The sequence below is a fragment of the Hymenobacter sp. DG25B genome (assembly GCF_000801315.1).
Classification (GTDB): Bacteria; Bacteroidota; Bacteroidia; order Cytophagales; family Hymenobacteraceae; genus Hymenobacter.
The window spans coordinates 1,028,494-1,047,692 of sequence record NZ_CP010054.1; the positions used below are offsets into that span (position 1 = coordinate 1,028,494).

Here is a 19,199-nt window from a genome sequence, read left to right on the forward strand (position 1 = left end):
CAGTCCGTAACGACTGGGCTTTCTTACAGGTTCACATTTTGGGTTTATACCTTTTTCTCGGTGGGCGCTTTCACGTTGTCATCGGGGTTGCGGTCTACCAGCTTATTAAAGGGGTCGATGCCCACGCGCTCCGGTTTCTGGGGCACGGTGAACTCCAAACGGTTGCGACCGGGCTTGAGGCGCTGTTTTTGCACCATGAGGGGTACATCCAGCCACTTGCCCTTCACTTTTTTGCGGCCCAGCACACCCACATCAATCAGGTCACGAGACTTCAGGTCGGCCGTTTCATTGCCCAGGGAGTCGGCGTAGAGCTTTTTGGTATCTACGGTGAACTGTACGCGGTACTGGCCGTTGGGCAGCTGGCGGTACGTGGCCGAGTCTACCTTGTTCTCATAAAGCGTGATGCGCTCAAACAGGTCCGTGACCAGGTATTGCAACGAATCGGGCGTGTGCTTGCGCAGGTAGCCCACAAACTCTACGGAGTTGGTGAATGGGGCGCGCTGGTAGGCCACTTTGTCGCGGTACTCCTTAATAGCCGCATTCACGGCGGCTTCGCCCACATAATCCTGCAGGGCATACATTACCAGGGAGCCTTTGCGGTAGTGGATGTAGGGCTGGTTTTCTACCAGGTACAGGGGCACTTCCTTCTTGCGCTCCGTGGTGCGGCCCGTGAGGTAGGAGTTCAGCTCAAAGCGCAGAAACTTCTTCATTTTCTCCTCGCCGTACAGGTGCTTCATCACCATGAGGGCGCCATACTGGCTCAGGGTTTCCGACATGAGCGTGCCGCCCTGCACGTTGCCGCCAATAATCTGGTGGGCAAACCACTGGTGGGCCACCTCGTGCGCCGTTATATAGAGCGGGTAGTCAATGTCCTTGGGGTCGGTGGAGTCTACCTCGGCAATGAAGCCAATGCTCTCGGAGAAGGGAATAGTGTTGGGGAAGCTCTGGGCGAAAGAGCTGTAGCCGGGAAATTCCAGAATACGTACCTGCCGGTGCTGATAGGGGCCAAAGTGCGCGGTGTAGTACTCCAGGCCCTTTTTCACGCCCGTAGCCATGCGCTTCAGGTTATACTCGTGGCCCGGCTGGTAGTAGATTTCAATGGGAATATTCTGCCACTGGTCTTTGTACACGGCGTAGCGCGCCGAGAGGAAGGAGTAGAAGTTGAGAATGGGCGCATCCATTTTGTAGTGGAAATAGCGGCGGCCATCTTTCGTCCATTCCTTCTGCAGGTAGCCCGGGGCAATGGCAATCTGGTCGGGGGTGGTGCTCACGGTGGCTTCGAATCGAATCCAGTCCCCGTCGTTGCCGATGTAGGTGTTCATGCGCGCCAGCGAGTCGTTTACCCCGGCCATGCGGGCCTTGGGTTGCAGTCCCTGCTCCTTGCGGGTATCATCGGAGCTCAGCTCCACGGCTTCCTGATAGCCAATGTGCGGTAGCATCTGGGAGTTATTCACGAAGGTGCCATTGTACACTACGCTGGTGCTGAGCTCCTCGTTCTTGAACCCCGGGTTGGTGTAGCTTAGGTCGAAGTTGAGCTGCACGGAGTCGCCGGGCTGCAGGGCCTGGGCCAGGCGCACAATGCGGTAGTCCACGTCGCCAATCTGGTCGTGCAGCACTTCCTTGCCCGCGCGGCCAAGGGCCAGCTGTTTTACCTGGGCGTCGGCGTTGCTGACGAGGTGCACCGAGTCGATGGGCTGGCCGGAGCGGTTCAGCAGCCAGTAGGAGCCCCGGAAGCGGATGTCACGCTCCTGCGGGTATAAATCGGCCTGAATATTAACCGCCACAATGCGCGGCTGGGGGCGGCTTGCAAAGCGCTTGTACGTTTTCTCGTAGCGGGCCGAGAGCTCCTCCTGTTGCTTAGACGTGCGGTAGGTATTAAGCACGTTGGTATTGTAGAAAATGTAAGCGCCCAGGCCCGCAAAGGCCAGGAATGCCACGCCCGCTACCACGCGCAGGGCCGGCGAGAAGTTGGCGCGCACCTGCTGCCAGCGCCACGAGAAGCGGGTTTCGGTGCCACGGGGCCAGAGCAGGGAGCTGGCCAGGGCCAGCAGCACGGCAAACATGGCCCAGTACACTTTAAACGTGAGGAAGGGCAGCACAAAATGCCCATAGCCGTTCATGGCTGAATAGGGCGTGCCCGGGGCGGAGTTAAACGTATACAGGTTATGCTCCAGCCCCAGCGTGCTCTGGAACAGGCTGAAGGCATAATAGAGTATCATAATGAAGTGCCCCAGGTACTTGTTGTTGGCCAGCACCTGCACCAGCATAGCCAGCACGCACAGCATCAGCATGCCAACCAGCCGGAAGCCGAACAGCTCTTTCAGGTACACATCCAGCTCGTAGTTGAAATAGCCTTTAAAGGTCTGCAGCAGCAGGCCGCACACCATGACCACGGCCAGCAGCACCACCTGAATGAGCATGAGGGCGCCCAGTTTAGCCACAAACGGCACCCAGCTGGGCATGGGCATGGCATCGTAAATCTGGTGCACGTTGGAATCCCGCTCACGCCACACCAGCTCGCCGGCGTAGAAAGTAATAATGATGAGTTGAAACAGGGCAAACGTGCCGGCCAGCAGCTGCACCACCACGGGCGTAACCGGGAAGGTATTGGTGCCATACATTTTGCCCACCTGCATGCCCGATATCAGCAGAAACAGCACGCCAGCGCCCACAATGCCCATAAAGTACACGCTGCGGATGGTGCTGAAGAACTCCAGTCGCACCAGGCGGCCCAGCTGCGCCCAGGCTAGGCCGGGCGTGAACTGAGGCTGTATTTGGGGCAGCGTGAGCTGCGTAGGCCGGGCGGCCACACCCAGGGCTTCGCCCGCTTTGGGACGGGGGCCGGAGTCGGCTTTGTTGGCGAAGGAAAAGCGGAAGAAAACGTAGCAGGCCACCAGCGTCAGTACGCCCACGCTCATCCAGAGCAGCCGGTTTTGCAGGAGGTAAGTGCTCCAGGGCAGCAGCAGGGTGTTGCGCTCGGCCACCGTCCAGTAGCGCTGGGTCAGGTCGATGGCGGCACCGCCCAGGGGGTCGAGGAGGCTGCGCAGGGTTTCATTGTCCATATCCTGCTGCAGGCTGCCGCTGATGGAATACAACACCAGAAACAGCACGCCACCCAGGTAAATAGCCAGCGCCGAGCGGGTAAGCGTAGCGGCCGTGAAGAAGATGGCGCCCGTCAGAAACAGGTTGGGAATCACAATCTGCAGGTAAGGATATAGGTAGGCCGCCAGCATATTGGGACCCAGCTTATCAGCCAGCATGGTAGGCCAGTAGGTAGCCAGCCAGGTGCCCAATGCCCCACCCAGAAATATGGCCACCGTTACGATAAACGAGCCCAGAAAGCGCCCGCCCAGGTAGCCGGCCTTGCTGATGGGCGCCGTGTAGTACAGGGAGTGGGTGCGGTGGTCGAAGTCCCGGTACACCGGGGTACCCATCATGGAGGAGGTGATGAACACGCCAAACAGGCTGAGCACCGTGAGAATGGTGTTTACCTGGTAAGCGGAGTTGGCCAGCACTTTGCCGCCCGCACCGCCAATGGTCACATTAGCCCCAAACACGCCGCCCACCGCCAGCATGAATAGGAAGCCCATCAGGGCCATCAGAAAAAAGTAGATATAGGTTGCCGGCCGTTTCAGGCGGTAACGGATTTCAAACAGGAAGATTTCCAGGAACATGGGTTGGAGTATTCAGGGTCATGCAGAGGCGAAGCCGAAGGATCTCGCGTGCTGATGTTGCCAAACTATTTACCACACTAGCGAGATGCTTCGGCTCCGCCTCTGCATGCCGGTCTTACTAGTGTCTTTTTAGCCTTTCAGTGCTTCCGAAGCCACGCTTTCGGCCGCGTGAATGCGGGCAAAGTACACGTCTTCCAGGGTGGGCTCTACCGATTCAAAACCGTTGCCGGGCTGGGCCAGGCTGTGCACGTGAATAATGGTCTGGCCCGCAAACAGACGCGAGGAAATCACCGAAAACTGCTGCTGATAGGCCGTTAGCTCATCCTTGCGGATGGTGCGCCGCCAGATCTGGTTGCGCATTTCCTCAATGGCCTGCAGCGGGTCGCCGGTATACAGTACCTGCCCTTTGTTGATGATGGCAAACTGCCGGCACAGGTCCGATACATCGGACACAATGTGGGTGCTCAGAATCACAATGCGGTCCTCGCCAATTTCCGCCAGCAGGTTGTGGAAGCGGTTGCGCTCGGTAGGGTCGAGGCCGGCCGTGGGCTCATCCACAATGATAAGCCGGGGGTTGCCGAGCAGGGCCTGCGCAATGCCGAAACGCTGCTTCATGCCGCCGGAATAGCCGCCCAGGTTCTTGTTGCGCACATTATAGAGGTTGGTCTGGTGCAGCAGGGCATCTACCACTTGCCGCCGCTCACCTTTATTGCTGATGCCTTTGAGCACGGCAAAGTGCTCCAGCAGTTCGGCCGCCGTTACTTTGGGGTACACGCCAAACTCCTGGGGCAGATAGCCCAGCACCTGCCGCACTTTCTCGGGCTGCTGCAGTACGTCAATATCGCCCAGCTGAATGCTGCCGGCATCGGCCTCCTGCAAGGTGGAAATGGTGCGCATCAACGAGGATTTCCCCGCGCCGTTGGGGCCCAGCAGGCCAAACATACCCGGCTCAATGCGTAGGGAAACATTGTTGAGGGCCTTAGTGCCGTTGGGGTATGTTTTGGAGAGGTGGTCGATAACCAGTTCCATAGCTTGGGAAAGTGTTAAGGTTGTGAAGCGGGAGAAGGAGACGAGGAACTGGTAATAGGTTGCAGCCAGTAATGGGCTAGGCTTGTGGGAGTTCCCGACAAACATAGGGAATTGTATATGCCTTCGGCGGCTTTTTCTCCGCTATTTCACCTATTTCTTCTCAGAATAACTACAACATCGGCCAGCACAGGGGCGCAGGACCCGGCGCGGGGTAAAATGTGGCCGCTTGCCAGCCGGGGTGTGGTGCGCCCGCCCCGGTCTTCTATCTTTGCGGCGGGCCGCCGGCTCTTTTCATCTGAATATCTCTGTTATGCTCCGTACGCACACCTGCGGCGAACTTCGCCCCGACCATATTGGCCAAACCGTTACGCTCTGTGGCTGGGTACAGCGCACCCGCGACGCTGGCGGTATTTTCTGGATTGTGCTGCGCGACCGGTACGGCCTCACCCAGCTGGCCTTGGAAGAAGGCGTGGAGACCGAAGAAATCCGCGCCAAAGGCCGCGAGCTGGGCCGCGAGTTCGTGATTTGCGTGACGGGCAAAGTGGCCGAGCGCTACTCCAAAAACGACAAAATGCCCACCGGGGCCATTGAAATCCGGGTGGAGCAGCTGGAGGTGCTGAACCCCGCTAAGCTGCCGCCTTTCCTGATTGAGGACGAAACCGACGGCGGCGACGACCTGCGGATGAAATACCGCTACCTGGACCTGCGCCGCAACCCCGTGCGCCAGAACCTGATGCTGCGCCACCGCGTGGCCCAGGCCACCCGCCGCTACCTCGATGGCCAGGAGTTCATCGAAGTGGAAACCCCCGTGCTCATCAAAAGCACGCCGGAAGGCGCCCGCGACTTCGTGGTGCCTTCCCGCATGAACCCAGGCGAGTTTTACGCCCTGCCGCAGTCGCCCCAGACGTTTAAGCAGCTGCTGATGGTTTCGGGCTTCGACCGCTACTTCCAGATTGTGAAGTGCTTCCGCGACGAAGACCTGCGCGCCGACCGCCAGCCCGAGTTCACGCAGATTGACTGCGAAATGTCCTTTGTGGAGCAGGAAGACATCCTCAACACGTTTGAAGGGCTGGTACAATACCTGTTTCAGGAAGTGAAGGGCCTCGATATTGGCACCCTGCCCCGCATGACCTACGCCGATGCCATGCGCTACTACGGCAACGACAAGCCTGACACCCGCTTCGAAATGAAGTTTGTGGAGCTGAACGACCTAGTAAAAGGCCAGGGCTTCCCCGTGTTCGATAATGCCGGTCTGGTAGTAGGCATCAACGCCATTAACTCCGCTGTGTACACCCGCAAGCAGTTGGATGAGCTCACCGATTTCGTGAAGCGCCCGCAGGTGGGGGCCACCGGCCTGGTGTACGCCCGCGTAGAGCCCGATGGCCTGGTGAAATCCTCCGTAGACAAGTTCTACTCTCAGGAAGAGCTGCAGAAGTGGAAGGCCGCCTTCAATGCCAACCCCGGCGACCTGTTGCTGATTCTGGCCGGCGAGCCTACCAAAACCCGTAAGGCTCTGAGCGAGCTGCGCCTGGAGATGGGCCAGCGCATGGGCCTGCGCGATAAAGATACTTTCTCCGCCCTGTGGGTAGTCGATTTTCCGCTGCTGGAATATCTGGAGGAGGAAGGCCGCTACTTCGCCATGCACCATCCCTTCACCTCGCCCAAGCCCGAGGACATTGCGCTGCTCGATAACCCCGAAACCATTGGGGAAGTACGCGCCAACGCCTACGACATGGTTATTAACGGCGTAGAAGTAGGTGGCGGCTCCATCCGTATTCACGACCGCGCCGTGCAGGCCCGCATGTTCTCGCTGCTGGGCTTCTCCGATGAGGAGGCTAAAGCGCAGTTCGGCTTCCTGCTCGATGCCTTTGAGTACGGCGCGCCGCCCCACGGCGGCATTGCCTTCGGCTTCGACCGCCTCTGCTCGCTCTTCGGCGGCGCCGATTCCATCCGGGACTTCATTGCCTTCCCCAAAAACAACTCCGGCCGCGACGTCATGATTGATTCGCCCTCGCAGATTTCTGGTGCTCAATTGAAGGAGCTGAGGATAAAGACGGATGTGGCGATAAAGAATTAAATATTTTTTTGTGAAGGCCGTCTATATAATTTGTTAAATCAATATGGAGACTCTTCGCAGTGAAATAATAAACCACTCTGAATCTAAAAAATGGTTCAGAGTGGTTTATTATTCAAAGTGGAAGCTATTGAAGAGTATCGTTGTTCCGTTACTAGTAATACCAATATTTTTTACTTTGAATAGTAATGAAATAAAATCATCAAATTTTGGAATTGCATTGTTAATTCTGTGTCTGTTATATGCTGTTGCCGTCGCTCCAGTAATTCTTCCAATACTTCGTCTTCATACACCTCAATTGAAGATTGGAGTAGATGGGATATGGACTAAAAAGCATTCTTTTATTGAGTGGAAAAAGATATTCACCGTAATAGAAAAGGTAACAAAAGGTTGAACATCAACTTATTGGATTTTCTTTTATGATAGTCCAGCTAAACAAAAATTAATAGGTGGTGTGGAACTAGAGTATTTAGATATTAGTAAGGCTGAACTGGTGCAACTATTGGATTCGCTCAACATCAACTCTAAATGAATTGTAGTTTTATAAATACTATAGAAGAACAATAAGTAGTGTTGTATTTGAAAGCGGAGTAAATCATTTGATTTGCAAATCAACTGACTATTACGTTATTCAAGTCGCAGATATGCAACCCAGATTCTGCCTGCTTACTTTACTTTTTCTTTGTTCCTGCGCTAGCGCTAGAAAACGGCAGGAGCACCCACTCGAAATCAAGTTTACCTTACCACACCGGGAATACAGCTGGCGTGAATACAGCTTAGATTCCGTGAAACTCGCGCGCCCAATGCCTTATACGGTAGACGTCTACCGGATTACCTATGTATTGAATGAGCGTGGGGTGGTGCTATACAAAACAGCTTATAGCCCGGAAGCTGCACCTATCCGCATCGGCAGCAAGGGTATAAGTGCACAACAGGCCCGGGCGTTTCGGCGAATTCTACGCCGTGCTAATCCAGACTCGTTGGCTTTACGAAGCAATAATGTGGCAGCGGATGATGGGTTTCAGGCAGAAGTAACGGTAACAAAAGCCGGAAGAATGACCGAGCTATTCTGGAATAATAACTACGTGCCCGAACTGGTAGCGCTGCTGTCAATCGTGAATGCGGCATCACCAGCGCCTTTCAGGGTTTATCCTGTTGCAAAGGAGGCCGACTTCATCCAGAGCCTGAAGGCCACCTCAGATTACAAAAGCAGATAGATAAGGCGAAGCAAAATTCCGTAGGACTCTTGCTTATGTGAAATATATTTAGATATTTGCCTAAATAACTAATCAATCTTGAACGCACTCTTCAAAGCCCTCAACGACCCCACGCGCCGCGCCATTCTGGAGCTGCTGAGCGAACAGCCGCGCACGGCCGGGGAAATAGCCGACTACTTCCAGTTCTCGAAGCCTACCATCAGTCACCACCTCGATTTGCTGCGCCAAGCCGATTTGGTGAGTAGCGAAAAGCAGGGCCAGTTTATCCGCTACACCCTAAATATGACGGTGATGGATGAGCTGCTGGGCTGGCTGCTGCAGTTCAAATCATAGTGCTATTCCACATCCCATGAAATCTGCCTTTTCTATCTGGAGCTTGTTTACGCTGCTGCTCGTGCTGCTGCCTTCGCTCTACTTGTTTTATACCTGGCCCAGCCTGCCGGCCCATGTGCCCACGCACTTTGATACGGGCGGCAATGCCAATGGCTTTACCAATAAAGAAAACATGTGGCTGCTATGCACGCTGGTGCCGCTTAGTATCTACCTGCTGCTCTGGTTTGCCCCGCGCCTCGACCCTAAGCAGCGCCTAAACGCGGGCAGCGCCAATTACCAGAAGCTGATGCTGGCCCTGGTGGGTTTGGTGAGTGGCTTGCTTGTTTACTCTTTGTATCTGGCGGTCCATCCGCTGGTAAAAGCAGGGGAGGGTATGGCCATTCTGATGGGGCTATTCTTTATGCTGATAGGTAACTACCTGACCACCGTGCCGCCCAACTATTTTATGGGCTTTAAAACGCCGTGGGCCCTGGAGTTTCCTTTGATCTGGGCCCGTGTCCATCGGGTGGGCGGCTGGCTATTTTTTGCCACCGGCTTGCTTAGCGCGCTGCTGGCCGTGGTATGGTCGGCGCCGTTGGCTACGGGGGTGTTAATTGCCGGAGTGCTGGCAACAGTAGTAGTGGTTTATGGCTATTCTTACTACCTGTACCAACAAGTAAGTAAAGCCGCCTAAGGCGCCGCCAGGCAGAGAAGGAAAGCCTTGGCGGACAGGAGTAGCGTCAGTCGCCTATTTTGCTAGCTTTGGCGAGCCCGCCCGGCCATGCGGGCAGGCTCGCCATATCAGCATGAATCGTAGCTTGCTACCCGCTTTCTTTCTGCCTTTCCTGGTATTGTGGGCAGGCATCTCGGCTGCCCAAACCGCCATGCCGTTCACATTCCGCTCCCTCACCGCGGCGCAGGGCCTGTCAGAAAACAGCGTGTACTGCCTGGCCCAGGACCAGCGTGGCTTTCTATGGCTGGGCACCCAGGACGGCCTGAACCGCTACGACGGCAGCACCTTCAAAGTATTCCGCAACGACCCGCAACATATAGGTAGCCTAAGCAGCAACTTCATTCTGGCCCTGGCCGTGGATGCCCGGGGTGGCCTCTGGATTGGCACCGGCGGGGGAGGCCTCAACCGCTACGACCCCATAACCGGTAAATTTCGGGCTTTCAAGCACCAGGAAGGCCAGCCCGGCACGCTCACGGATGACTTTGTGCGCACCGTTTTCTGCGACAGATCGGGCTCGATATGGGCCGGCACCGAGGGCGGCCTGCACCGCTATAATCCCAAAACCGGGCGCTTTCAGCTGTTTACCCATTCAGGTAGTGCCTCTACTAACCCGCGTATCAACTCTATTCGGGCTATTGGGCAGGATGCCCGGGGCCGGCTTTGGGTAGGCACCGGGGCAGGGCAGGTGTGCCATTTGGATCTGCAAAAACAGGAGTTAGTGGCCTATCCGGAATGGTCATCAGCCTCTTCCATTACCGCCCTGCACCCCGACCGGGCCGGAATGCTCTGGATTGGCACCGAAGCCAACGGCCTGCGCCGCGTTTCCCTCACCGGCAACCAGCCCATGACCACCTGGCGGTTTGAACCCGGAAACTCCCGCAGCCTGCGCAGCAATGAGGTAAGGGCCCTCATTGAAGACCCGCAGGAGCGCCTGTGGGTGGGCACTACCGAAGGGCTGCATCTGCTGAACCGGACCACCAATGATTTTACCGTTTATCAGCAACGCCCTGGCAATAACTACTCCCTGCCCAATAATACGGTGCAGGCGCTGTTTCAGGACCGGAATGGGTTGCTGTGGGTGGGTACTGATGCCGGAGTCAGCTCATTTGCACCCCGGCCCAACGCCTTTGTAACGGTGCCGGTTACCGCAGGCCCTGAGCCCGTTTGGGCAGTGGCCGAAGACGCCCAGCGCCGCCTCTGGGCCGGTACCGAAACGCAGGGCGTAATCTGTTATAACCCGGTCACCGGCCAGCGGCAAGCCTACCGGCACAACGCCGGGCGGCCACAAAGCCTGAGCGAGGATTTTGTGCGGGCGCTGTGTTTTGATGCTGAAGGCCGCCTCTGGATTGGCACCCAGCGCAGCGGCCTCGACTGCCTGAACCCCGCCACCGGCAGCATCACGCACTTTCGCCACCAGCCTGCCAACCCGCAAAGCCTGAGTGATAATGCGGTGCGGGCTATTAGCCGCGCCAACAATGGCCGCCTCTGGGTGAGCACCGAAGGCGGCCTGAACCTGCTGGACCCCGCTACCGGCCACTGCACCATTTTTCGCCATAACCCCCGGCAGCCCGCCACCAGCCTGGGTACCAACTACGTGCGCCTGGCATACCAGGACCGCCAGCGGCGCCTGTGGGTGGGCACCGGTGGCGGCGGACTGGTGCTGTTGGATGCCGCCACCGGCCGGTGCCGGCCTTACCGTAACATTCCCGGGAACCCCCGTAGCCTGAGCAGCAACTTTGTGCGCTGCATACTCCAGGACCGCCGGGGCACCTTATGGATTGGAACCGAAGGCGGTGGCCTCAACCGGCTGGATGATCCGGCGAAAGGCCTCTTCACCACTTTCCGGGAGCCGCAGGGCCTGCCTAATGATGTGGTGTATGGTATGCTGGAGGATGAGCGGGGCAACCTCTGGCTATCCACCAACCTGGGTATTGCCTGTTTTACCCCCGCCACACAACGCTTCCGCACCTTCGATACCCGCGACGGGCTGCTGCAGGATGAGTTCAACGCTGGCTCCTGCCTGCGGGGGGCTGATGGGCAGCTGTATTTTGGCGGCAGCAACGGGTTGGTGAGCTTCCGGCCCGCCACGGTGCCGGCCAATACGATAGCCCCGCCGGTGGTGCTCACCGATTTTCGAAAGTTCAATCGGCCCGTGCCCTTGGATACCAGCATTACCGAGCGGCGCACCCTGCGTCTGGGCCCGCGCGACAACTTTTTCTCCATCGGGTTTGCAGCCTTAAACTATCAGCTGCCCGCCAAAAACAGATTTGAATACCGGCTGCATGGTTTCGATGAAAAGTGGGTAGAGGCCGGCGCCCGCCAGGAGGCTACCTACACCAACCTGGACCCCGGCACCTATACCTTTCAGGTGCGCGCCGCTAATAATGACGGGGTCTGGAACCAGCAGGGGGCCCAGCTGAAAATTATGGTGACGCCCCCGTGGTACCAAACGTGGTGGTTTCGGGTGCTGGCCAGTTGGGCCGCGTTGGCGGTGTTGTTTCTCCTGTACCGCATGCGGGTGCGGCAGCTGCTGGCCCTGGAGCGGGTACGCCACCACATTGCCCGCGACCTGCACGACGACATGGGCTCCACGCTCAGCAGTATTTCCATTCTTAGCCAGCTGGCCCGCAACCACCAGCACGAAAACCGCCCGGACCAGGCCGCCGCCCTGCTGGACCAGATTGGGGACAGCTCGCGCCGGATGCTGGATTCCATGGATGACATTGTGTGGGCCATTAACCCCGCTCACGATACCATGGAGGCCGTAACCACCCGCATGCGCATTTTTGCCTCCGAGGTGCTGGAAGCCCGGGGCCTCGACTTCTCCTTTACTGCAACGCCCGAGGTGCAGGGACTGCGCCTGCAGATGCGTGCCCGGCGGGAGTTTTATCTGCTCTTCAAAGAAGCCATCAATAACTTGGCTAAGTACGCCCGGTGTCGGCACGCCACCATTCACCTCGACCACCAGCACCACCACCTGCTCCTGACTGTGCGCGACGACGGCGTGGGGTTTGACCTGCAGGCGCCCGCCCAGGGTGGCGGCAATGGTCTGGCCAACATGCAGGCCCGCGCCGCGGCGCTGCATGGCAAGCTGGAAATCCGGACGGCGCCCGGTCAGGGCACCGAGCTGCGGCTGAGCGTGCCCTTAAACAGCTAAACCAGCTGGCCGCTCACATGATTATGTGAAGCCGCTGTGGCCGTCAGTGCAGTATCTTCAGAAAAAATAGCTGCCTGCCAGTTCTCTTCCCTTTGCCATGGATAAGCCCACCCGCGTTCTGATTTACGAAGACAACGCCGACCTGCGCGCCAGCCTGAGTCAGCTGCTGGCGGGCTCGCCGGGGCTGGAGCTGGCCGGCGCCCTGAGCAACTGCACCCAGGCCGGGGCCGATATGCTCCGCCTGCAGCCGGATGTGGTCTTGATGGATATTGACATGCCCGGCATGAGCGGCATTGAGGGACTGCGGCGCATTAAAGCCACCACGCCGGAGGTAAATGTGGTCATGCTTACCGTGTTTGATGAAAACGACCGGGTGTTTGAGGCCATCTGTGCCGGGGCTGATGGATATTTGCTGAAGAAAACACCCCCGGCCCGGCTGCTGGAAGCCATTGGGGAGGTGCGGGCCGGCGGCGCGCCCATGACGCCTGCTATTGCCCGGCAGGTGCTCCGGCTGTTTCCCCGGGTGCCGCCCCGCGCCGTGGCCGAGGAGTCGGCGGCCAACCTGAGCGCCCGGGAGCAGGAGATTCTGGGGTTGCTGGTGGAGGGTTACAGCTACAAAATGATTGCCGCCGACCGGGGCATCAGTCTGGATACCGTCCGCTCCCACATCAAGAAAATCTACGAAAAGCTGCACGTACGCTCCATGACGGAGGCCGTCAGCAAGGCGCTGCGCCAGGGCCTGACCTAAAAAGGGGAGCGGCTTATCACATGTTCATGTGATTGACAAAACCGAGAAAGAACTGCAACTTACCCTTACCACTGGCTCCGGCAAATCCGGGTCGTAACGGAGGGTTCCGGGGTTGGTGGCAATGTTATGAGACCAGCCACAGCCTCCTCGTCTACTACCATTTCCATTATGCTATTAGGCTTGTGGATGCTGCATAAGCCCGCCCTGGCCTAGTCGCAGGGCCGCAAACGGAGAGCTTTATGCAGTAAGTGGCTCGGGTAGTGGTGGGCACTCCACCTAAACGCCCGGCTTAGGATGAGAGTCCTGAGCCGGGCGTTTCTATGCTGCCCCATGGGGTGGCTGCCGGATTTCTGGCCGGGCTACCGGGCCAGCACCAGCCGGCTGTGGTAAAGCTGGTCGTTTACTTTCAGCTCGCACACATAGAGGCCGTTGTCCAGCCCGGCGCCGTTTAGCTCCAGTTGGTGCTGCCCGGCCGGCAGCTGGCGGGCCGGTACCTCCCGCACCAGGCGGCCACCCAGCGCAAACAGGCGCACGGCCACGGAGGCCGGTTCTGATACGCTCAGGTGCAGGGTAGCCGAAGTGGAGAAAGGGTTGGGAAAGAAGCTGAAGGCTACATTCCGGCCCGGGCCTGGCTGCGCCGGGTTGCCCACCTGCGGTGCGCCCGGCATAGCCCCCACATAGAAGGAGCGCATCATATCATGGTCTTCGTGGGAGAGAATATGGCAGTGCCACACGTATAGCCCGGGTCTATCAAAGGTGGCCACCAGGCGGGTTACTTCGCCGGGCCGGATGGGGTAGGTATCTTTTCTGCCGTCCTGTCCGCTTTCCGGGCGCTTCAGCGGCCCTTGCAGCTGCACCTGAGAGAGGGCGCCGTTTTCCGGATTGATAGTGCCCGTGAATTCCTGGGAGCTGAGTACCCGGAAAGACACCAGGTGCAAATGAATGGGGTGGGCATCTTCCGTCAGGTTATAAATCTCCCAGATTTCCGTGCTGTTCATGGCCGGGTTTTCAGTAATCGGGTCTTCAAACATAAACACGCCGCCATCCATCGTACCCAGCATGGGTTTCAGGCGGCCATATTCATCTTCGGCTTCATACAGAATCAGCTTTCTGACGTTGGTAGCCGCGGGTAAACTGGGCAGCGGAGCGCGCAGGGTAGCGGGCACCGGCGTGCGCGGATAGGCCGGGTTCAGCGGCACACACACTTTAAAAGCCATAATCTGTGCCAGGGCATCATCGGCCTCTACCGGGTCGCCGTTTGGGAAAGGGATGGCGGCATTGTTGGTGAGGATGATGGTTTTGCCTTGCAGCTCTGCCGCCGAGAAGTCAATGATGACGTCTTTCCGCTCGGCGGGCGCTAGCAACAGCTGGCCCTGCTCTACGGGTTGCGGCAGCAGGCCATTGTCGGAGCCGATTTGCCACATCTTCAGGCCCCGCGTCAGCTGCAGGTTATAGAAGCGGGAGTCGGAGCCATTCAGCAGCCGGAAGCGGTACTGGCGGGGCTCCACTTTTAGCAGGGGCCAGGCCTTGCCGTTCACCAGCATAATATCCCCAAAAAACTCGGGCAGAATGCTGGGTGCCGGTTGGTCGGGCTCCTCCGGCTCTGAGGGGTAAAACAACTGCCCATCGGTGGTAAACATCCGGTCCTGTATGGCCAGGCCAATATCATAGGGGCTGGCCGGCAGCTTGTTGCTTTTTTGCAGCCCCTGCTCCACGTTATCGGTCAGCAGATAGAAGCCGGCCAGGCCCGCATACACATTCAGGCGGGTGATGCCCTGCGCGTGGTCGTGGTACCAGAGGGTGGCGGCCTCCTGGCTGTTATCGTAGAAATAGGGAGTCTGCTCGCCTTTGCGGTAGGCCGGGCCTTTGCTGCGCCCAAAAGGCGTGTACCAGGCCTGGGAGAGGCCGTCGCTGGCAGATTCGGTGTGGCCCCCATGCAGGTGCGTAACAATGGGGATGCCCGGCGTAGATGGCGCGGCCCAGTCAATGGTTTTATCAATGGGCAGTAAGTGGGGAAGTGGCGCCCCGTGGGCATCCACCAGCCGGTTCAGCCATTTCACCAATACGGGCTGGCCTTTCTTCGCCAGCAGGGTAGGGCCGGGATACTGGCCGTTGTAGCCCCACACCGTAGTGAGCACCGGCTTTCCCGCCTCGTCTTTCAGCCCCAGTCCCAGATCCTGCTGAAACTGCGAAATGGTCATGGTTATGAGTCGGCTGTTTGCACCGGTTGCGTTAATAACTGCCGGAATGGGTAGCGGGTTAACGAATTTGGGCACTGAAGCCGGGGAGAGAAGAGCCTGTCCCTGGCCCACTATGCTGGTAAATAGCAAGGCTACCAGCAGGAGCAGCCTCCGGCGAGTGGATGGATAGAGTGGCGGTTGCATTTTTCATACCTGGTTAAATTTTTCACATAGCACGTCATCAGTTAACTACAGGGGATTCCTGTGCGGTTAGGGAGTATGTATTTAAAATATTTAATTATATATATATAAGAAATGACATAAATCATTGCTATGGCCTGGCAGCTGCTCACTGGTGTGACCAGGAAGGTCCATTAGCATGGGGAGTGCCGCCGGGATGCAGCAGTAAAACGGGGCTGCCGGGAGCTGCAGCATAGAAAATGGGCTGGGGTGCCTGCTGGTTTTGACAGAGTTTTTACCGCGGAGCTTGCTAAAAAAAGTATCTTCGGAATCCGAATACCGTTAGCCGCGCCCGTTATGCAGATTCTGCACAAAGTTTCCCTTGATCAGCTCTTCGTTCTCGATATTGAAACCGTGCCCTGCGTAGGCTGCCACGATGAGCTGAATGATATGCTGCGGCTATTGTGGGAGCATAAGTGCCACGCCCTGCGCCGGGAAAAAGGCTGGCACTCCAGCGCCGCCGACGTCACGGAAATGCCCGACCACCTGCATCCGTCTTCCTTGTTTGAGCAGGCCGGCATTTATGCCGAGTTTGGGAAAGTGGTGTGTATTTCCGTGGGCTGCTTCTTTTTTGATAAAGAGGAAGAGCGGTGGCGCTTCCGGGTGAAAAGCTTCGCCGACCACGACGAGAAAACCATGCTGCGCGATTTTGCCGCCCTACTGGCCCGCAAGCCCAATTACCTGCTGTGCGCCCACAACGGCAAGGAATTCGACTTCCCCTACCTGGGCCGGCGTCTGCTGATCAACGGCCTGCAGCTGCCGCCGCAGCTGGATGTGGCCGGCAAAAAGCCCTGGGAAATCAACCACCTGGATACCATGGAGCTCTGGAAGTTCGGCGACCGGAAATCCTTTACCTCGTTGGCCCTACTGGCTGCCATGTTTGGCATTCCCACGCCCAAAGACGACATCAGCGGGGCCGATGTAGCCCGGGTGTATTACAACGAGAAGGACCTGCCCCGTATCGTACACTATTGCCAGAAGGATATTATCACCACGGCCCGCGTGTTGCAGAAATTCCGGGGCGATGAGCCCTTCGGGGATGAAGCCGTAGTATATGCTGATGAGGTGGCAGCCGTAATGCGCCGCGTCTGAGGCGTGTCCCACAGACGTTTTTATGAATCGAGAGATAAAATTTGTATATAATCATTAATAATTAGTCTTATATATAGTCGTGTAGATGCTTGACTACGTAAGCAGGGAGATTCTTCACGCTAAATCCTGCCTGCCATGAGCCAGAACTTACTGGAGCTTGTTGAAAATTATTTCAGCAGCGACACCGTGCACCAGACCAGCACTGCGCTGGGCGAAAGTGAAAGTAGTATTGGTACAGCTTTGCGTAGCGTCATTCCCCTGGCTCTGGCGGCCCTGTTTGGTCGCGCCCAGCAGCCCGGCGGCGCAGCCGAGGTATTTGGGATGGCTCGCCAGGCGCACAGCACCGGCATTCTGGGTAACCTGGGCGACTTGCTGGGCGGTATGAGCCGGGGCAGCACCGCCACAGCCGATACTGATGGGGCCCTGTTAAACCGCGGAGCCGAATTGTTGCGCTCCGTATTAGGCAGCCACTATACCACTGCGGTAGAGCAGGTAGGGCAGCAGGCCGGCGTAAAAAGTTCTTCTATTAATAGCCTGCTAAGTATGGCGGTGCCGGTAGGGCTGGGCCTAATGGGCCGCCATGCCGCGCAGAATAATTTAGATGAAGCAGGTTTCGGTACCTACCTGAATAGTCAGCGTGGGAGTATTGCCGGGGCGTTAAGCCGCTTGCCCGGCGGGCTGGGGAATATGCTGGCCGGCCTGGGGCTGGGCGCTGCCGGTACTGCCGCCAGTGTAGGAAATGCCGTAACCGGTGCTGCCCACAACGTAGGCAATACCATGTCGGCCGCTGCCCACAACACGCAGGATGCCGCCCGGGGGGCAGGGTACGTGCCCGAGCGCGCCGCCACGCCTTCCCGCTGGCCCTGGCTGCTGCTGGCCGTGCTGGCTTTGGCCGCGTTGTGGTACTTTATGCGCGGCTGCAACCGGGAGCCGGACGCGGTTGATACAACCACAACTGAAGCGCCTATGGATACCACCACCCGGATGGCGCCCGCTACTACCGCTACCGGGCGCTACGATGAGGCTACCGGCAACTACATCTATGATACCGGCTCCACCACGGAAATCAAGCTGTCAGATGGCACCGTACTGAACGTAGGCGCCAACTCCACCGAAGCCCGCCTGTACAACTTCCTCAACGACGCCAACATGACGGTGAGCGACGACAAGACGCAGGGCTGGTTTAGCCTGGACCGGGTGTATTTCAACACCGGCAAGTCTACGCTCACGGCCGAATCGCAGGCGCAGCTGAAGAACATGGCGGCCATACTGAAGGCCTTCCCCAACGCGGCCATCAAATTCGGCGGCTATACTGATAATGTTGGTAAGGCTGATATGAACCTGACTCTCAGCGCCGACCGGGCCAACGCTGCCCGCAAAGCCCTGATGAATAACGGTATTGACGCCGGCCGCGTGGCGGCCGAGGGCTACGGCCAGGAGCACCCCATAGCCTCCAATGATACCCCCGAAGGCCGCGCTCAGAACCGCCGGGTAGACGTGCGCGTGACGAAAAAATAAGCGTTGTACCTGACTCATAAAAAGAGTCGGCCCTTCTGCACGCAGAAGGGCCGACTCTTTTTACTTTTTAAGTAACTGCTGCGCTTCAGAAAGTGCCCGTTGCAGCACCGCGTCGCGCTGCTGTTGCAGCTCGGCCAGCGTGTTTTTCACGGCTACGGTGGGCTGCACGCCTGTGTCTTCCAGCAGCTGTCCGTCGGGGGTGGTGTAGCGTTGGTTCGAAAGGGTAACGTCCAGGCCGTTAGGCAGGCGTATGCTGTGCATATCGGAAAGCATGCCCTTGGTGGCGGTGCCCACCAGCGTGGTGCGCGGGCGCCGGGCCAGCGAAATGGTTAGGTCTTCGGCAGCGCTGGCAGTCTGGTCGCTGGTGAGGACCACCAGCAGGCCCAGAAAGCGCGGGCCGGTTGTCGGATTTACGTAGAAGGCCTGTTCCGCGCCAAACTGCTCGTAACCGCCAGGCTGGCGCAGGGCTTTGTAGTTCACCAGGCGGCGCTCCCGGAGGAAGTGCCCGGCCAGCTCGTAGCCGCTGTGCCCGCCGCCGTTGTCGCGCAGGTACCCGGCAACCGGCCAGCTGCCGCAGCGCCCGGCTGAACAGCTTTTCCAGCTTGCGGTGGTCTTTAAGCTCCTGAGCCTCGGTACCGATGGCGCCGGTTACATCGGCGAAGTTGCGGGTGAGGTGCAGGTAGCTGATGGTGCAGTTTCGGCTGGTGTACAGCACCTGCTTACCCTTAAAACTGGGGCCGAGGCCTTTTGCCGGGGTAAAACCGGCGGCTTGCAGCTGCTGGTAGGCCACGCGCCAGAACTCCGGCTGCACTGCCTTAAACGTTTGCTTGAAGGTGTTGCGGGCGCTTTCGCCCTTAAACAGAATGGTTTCGCCCCGCGAAATGGTGAGGTGCCCATCGCGCAGCGGCGTCAGCATTTCTCCGAACACGGCTACCAGCTCCTCTTCGGTGGTTTGGGCCGAAACCCGGGGGCTGAAGATTTGATAGGAGGCATTCCAATCCACTTTCTTTAGCGGAAAGAAAGCGTAGTTGTCCCGAAAGGCCTGCCAGAACTGCTCAAAATTTTGTTCCGGGAGGCTAAGGGAGGCTGGTTGCGCGCGAGTGGAATAACTGCTGCTAATTGTAAGCAGCAGGCAGATCAGAGTAGAAATCAACCTCATAAAACAGCGTGGTGGTATAGCAGAGCCAGTCGGGTGTAGTAGGTAGATGCTTTTGGAGGGGCGCAG

13 protein-coding genes and 1 pseudogene are annotated in these 19,199 nt (G+C 58.0%); 9 read left to right on the forward strand and 5 right to left on the reverse strand.

Annotated features, from left to right (window positions below; all coding sequences use genetic code 11):
- Positions 1-44: 44 nt before the first annotated feature.
- Both PK28_RS04460 and PK28_RS04465 read right to left on the reverse strand, forming a co-directional pair.
- Entirely contained in the window at positions 45-3,674 is a 3,630-nt protein-coding gene (locus tag PK28_RS04460; protein WP_044511834.1) for an ABC transporter permease/M1 family aminopeptidase, read from the reverse strand.
- A gap of 129 nt (positions 3,675-3,803) precedes the next feature.
- Positions 3,804-4,703 (reverse strand): ABC transporter ATP-binding protein, encoded by a 900-nt coding sequence (locus PK28_RS04465; protein ID WP_044511837.1) that lies wholly within the window; start codon positions 4,701-4,703, stop codon positions 3,804-3,806.
- Between the two features lie 310 nt (positions 4,704-5,013).
- On the opposite strand from PK28_RS04465, the gene aspS reads away from it, so the two are divergent.
- From aspS to PK28_RS04495, 6 genes are all read left to right on the forward strand, one after another.
- On the forward strand, positions 5,014-6,780 hold the full coding sequence (gene aspS / locus PK28_RS04470) for an aspartate--tRNA ligase (protein ID WP_044516251.1): 1,767 nt from the start codon (positions 5,014-5,016) through the stop codon (positions 6,778-6,780).
- A 782-nt stretch (positions 6,781-7,562) separates the two neighbouring features.
- Positions 7,563-7,994, forward strand: coding sequence for a hypothetical protein (locus tag PK28_RS04475; RefSeq protein ID WP_156126238.1), 432 nt, complete (start codon positions 7,563-7,565; stop codon positions 7,992-7,994).
- Between the two features lie 78 nt (positions 7,995-8,072).
- The gene (locus PK28_RS04480) at positions 8,073-8,327 is read left to right on the forward strand and encodes an autorepressor SdpR family transcription factor (RefSeq protein ID WP_044511843.1); all 255 of its coding nucleotides are present in this window, start codon (positions 8,073-8,075) and stop codon (positions 8,325-8,327) included.
- Positions 8,328-8,343: 16 nt separating this feature from the next.
- Positions 8,344-9,000: an SdpI family protein gene (locus tag PK28_RS18840; RefSeq protein ID WP_048825585.1), complete on the forward strand. Its 657-nt coding sequence runs from the start codon at positions 8,344-8,346 to the stop codon at positions 8,998-9,000.
- A gap of 112 nt (positions 9,001-9,112) precedes the next feature.
- On the forward strand, positions 9,113-12,196 hold the full coding sequence (locus PK28_RS04490; RefSeq protein ID WP_082016955.1) for a sensor histidine kinase: 3,084 nt from the start codon (positions 9,113-9,115) through the stop codon (positions 12,194-12,196).
- A gap of 97 nt (positions 12,197-12,293) precedes the next feature.
- A complete protein-coding gene (locus PK28_RS04495) occupies positions 12,294-12,944 on the forward strand; it encodes a response regulator (RefSeq protein WP_044511850.1) in 651 nt (216 codons plus the stop codon).
- Positions 12,945-13,303: 359 nt separating this feature from the next.
- On the opposite strand, the gene PK28_RS04500 is transcribed toward PK28_RS04495, so the two are convergent.
- A complete protein-coding gene (locus tag PK28_RS04500) occupies positions 13,304-15,145 on the reverse strand; it encodes a multicopper oxidase domain-containing protein (protein WP_231576218.1) in 1,842 nt (613 codons plus the stop codon).
- Positions 15,146-15,661: 516 nt separating this feature from the next.
- Here PK28_RS04500 and PK28_RS04505 point away from each other — a divergent pair.
- Entirely contained in the window at positions 15,662-16,456 is a 795-nt protein-coding gene (locus PK28_RS04505; protein ID WP_197070476.1) for a 3'-5' exonuclease, read from the forward strand.
- A gap of 135 nt (positions 16,457-16,591) precedes the next feature.
- A complete protein-coding gene (locus PK28_RS19505; protein WP_052430517.1) occupies positions 16,592-17,974 on the forward strand; it encodes an OmpA family protein in 1,383 nt (460 codons plus the stop codon).
- A 60-nt stretch (positions 17,975-18,034) separates the two neighbouring features.
- Here the strand turns inward: PK28_RS19505 and PK28_RS20850 are convergent, their stop codons facing one another.
- Positions 18,035-18,523 carry a S41 family peptidase gene (locus tag PK28_RS20850; RefSeq protein WP_082016956.1) on the reverse strand — a complete coding sequence of 163 codons (489 nt, stop codon included), beginning with the start codon at positions 18,521-18,523 and terminating at the stop codon, positions 18,035-18,037.
- Here PK28_RS20850 and PK28_RS20855 point away from each other — a divergent pair.
- Positions 18,513-18,986: a hypothetical protein gene (locus tag PK28_RS20855; protein ID WP_044511854.1), complete on the forward strand. Its 474-nt coding sequence runs from the start codon at positions 18,513-18,515 to the stop codon at positions 18,984-18,986. The two genes, PK28_RS20850 and PK28_RS20855, sit on opposite strands and share 11 nt — an antisense overlap.
- Here the strand turns inward: PK28_RS20855 and PK28_RS21305 are convergent.
- Positions 18,945-19,133, reverse strand: a pseudogene (locus tag PK28_RS21305) (hypothetical protein); the annotation flags it as partial. The gene PK28_RS20855 and the pseudogene PK28_RS21305 overlap by 42 nt on opposite strands.
- Positions 19,134-19,199 lie beyond the last annotated feature (66 nt).

Bases quoted from the DNA above. Each gene is read 5' to 3' on its own strand.
- PK28_RS04505 (WP_197070476.1), top strand. From the start codon at position 15,662: ATGCAGATTCTGCACAAAGTTTCCCTTGATCAGCTCTTCGTTCTCGAT.
- PK28_RS04500 (WP_231576218.1), bottom strand. From the start codon at position 15,145: ATGACCATTTCGCAGTTTCAGCAGGATCTGGGACTGGGGCTGAAAGAC.
- PK28_RS04490 (WP_082016955.1), top strand. From the start codon at position 9,113: ATGAATCGTAGCTTGCTACCCGCTTTCTTTCTGCCTTTCCTGGTATTG.
- aspS (WP_044516251.1), top strand. From the start codon at position 5,014: ATGCTCCGTACGCACACCTGCGGCGAACTTCGCCCCGACCATATTGGC.
- PK28_RS18840 (WP_048825585.1), top strand. From the start codon at position 8,344: ATGAAATCTGCCTTTTCTATCTGGAGCTTGTTTACGCTGCTGCTCGTG.
- PK28_RS19505 (WP_052430517.1), top strand. From the start codon at position 16,592: ATGAGCCAGAACTTACTGGAGCTTGTTGAAAATTATTTCAGCAGCGAC.
- PK28_RS04460 (WP_044511834.1), bottom strand. From the start codon at position 3,674: ATGTTCCTGGAAATCTTCCTGTTTGAAATCCGTTACCGCCTGAAACGG.
- PK28_RS04495 (WP_044511850.1), top strand. From the start codon at position 12,294: ATGGATAAGCCCACCCGCGTTCTGATTTACGAAGACAACGCCGACCTG.
- PK28_RS04465 (WP_044511837.1), bottom strand. From the start codon at position 4,703: ATGGAACTGGTTATCGACCACCTCTCCAAAACATACCCCAACGGCACT.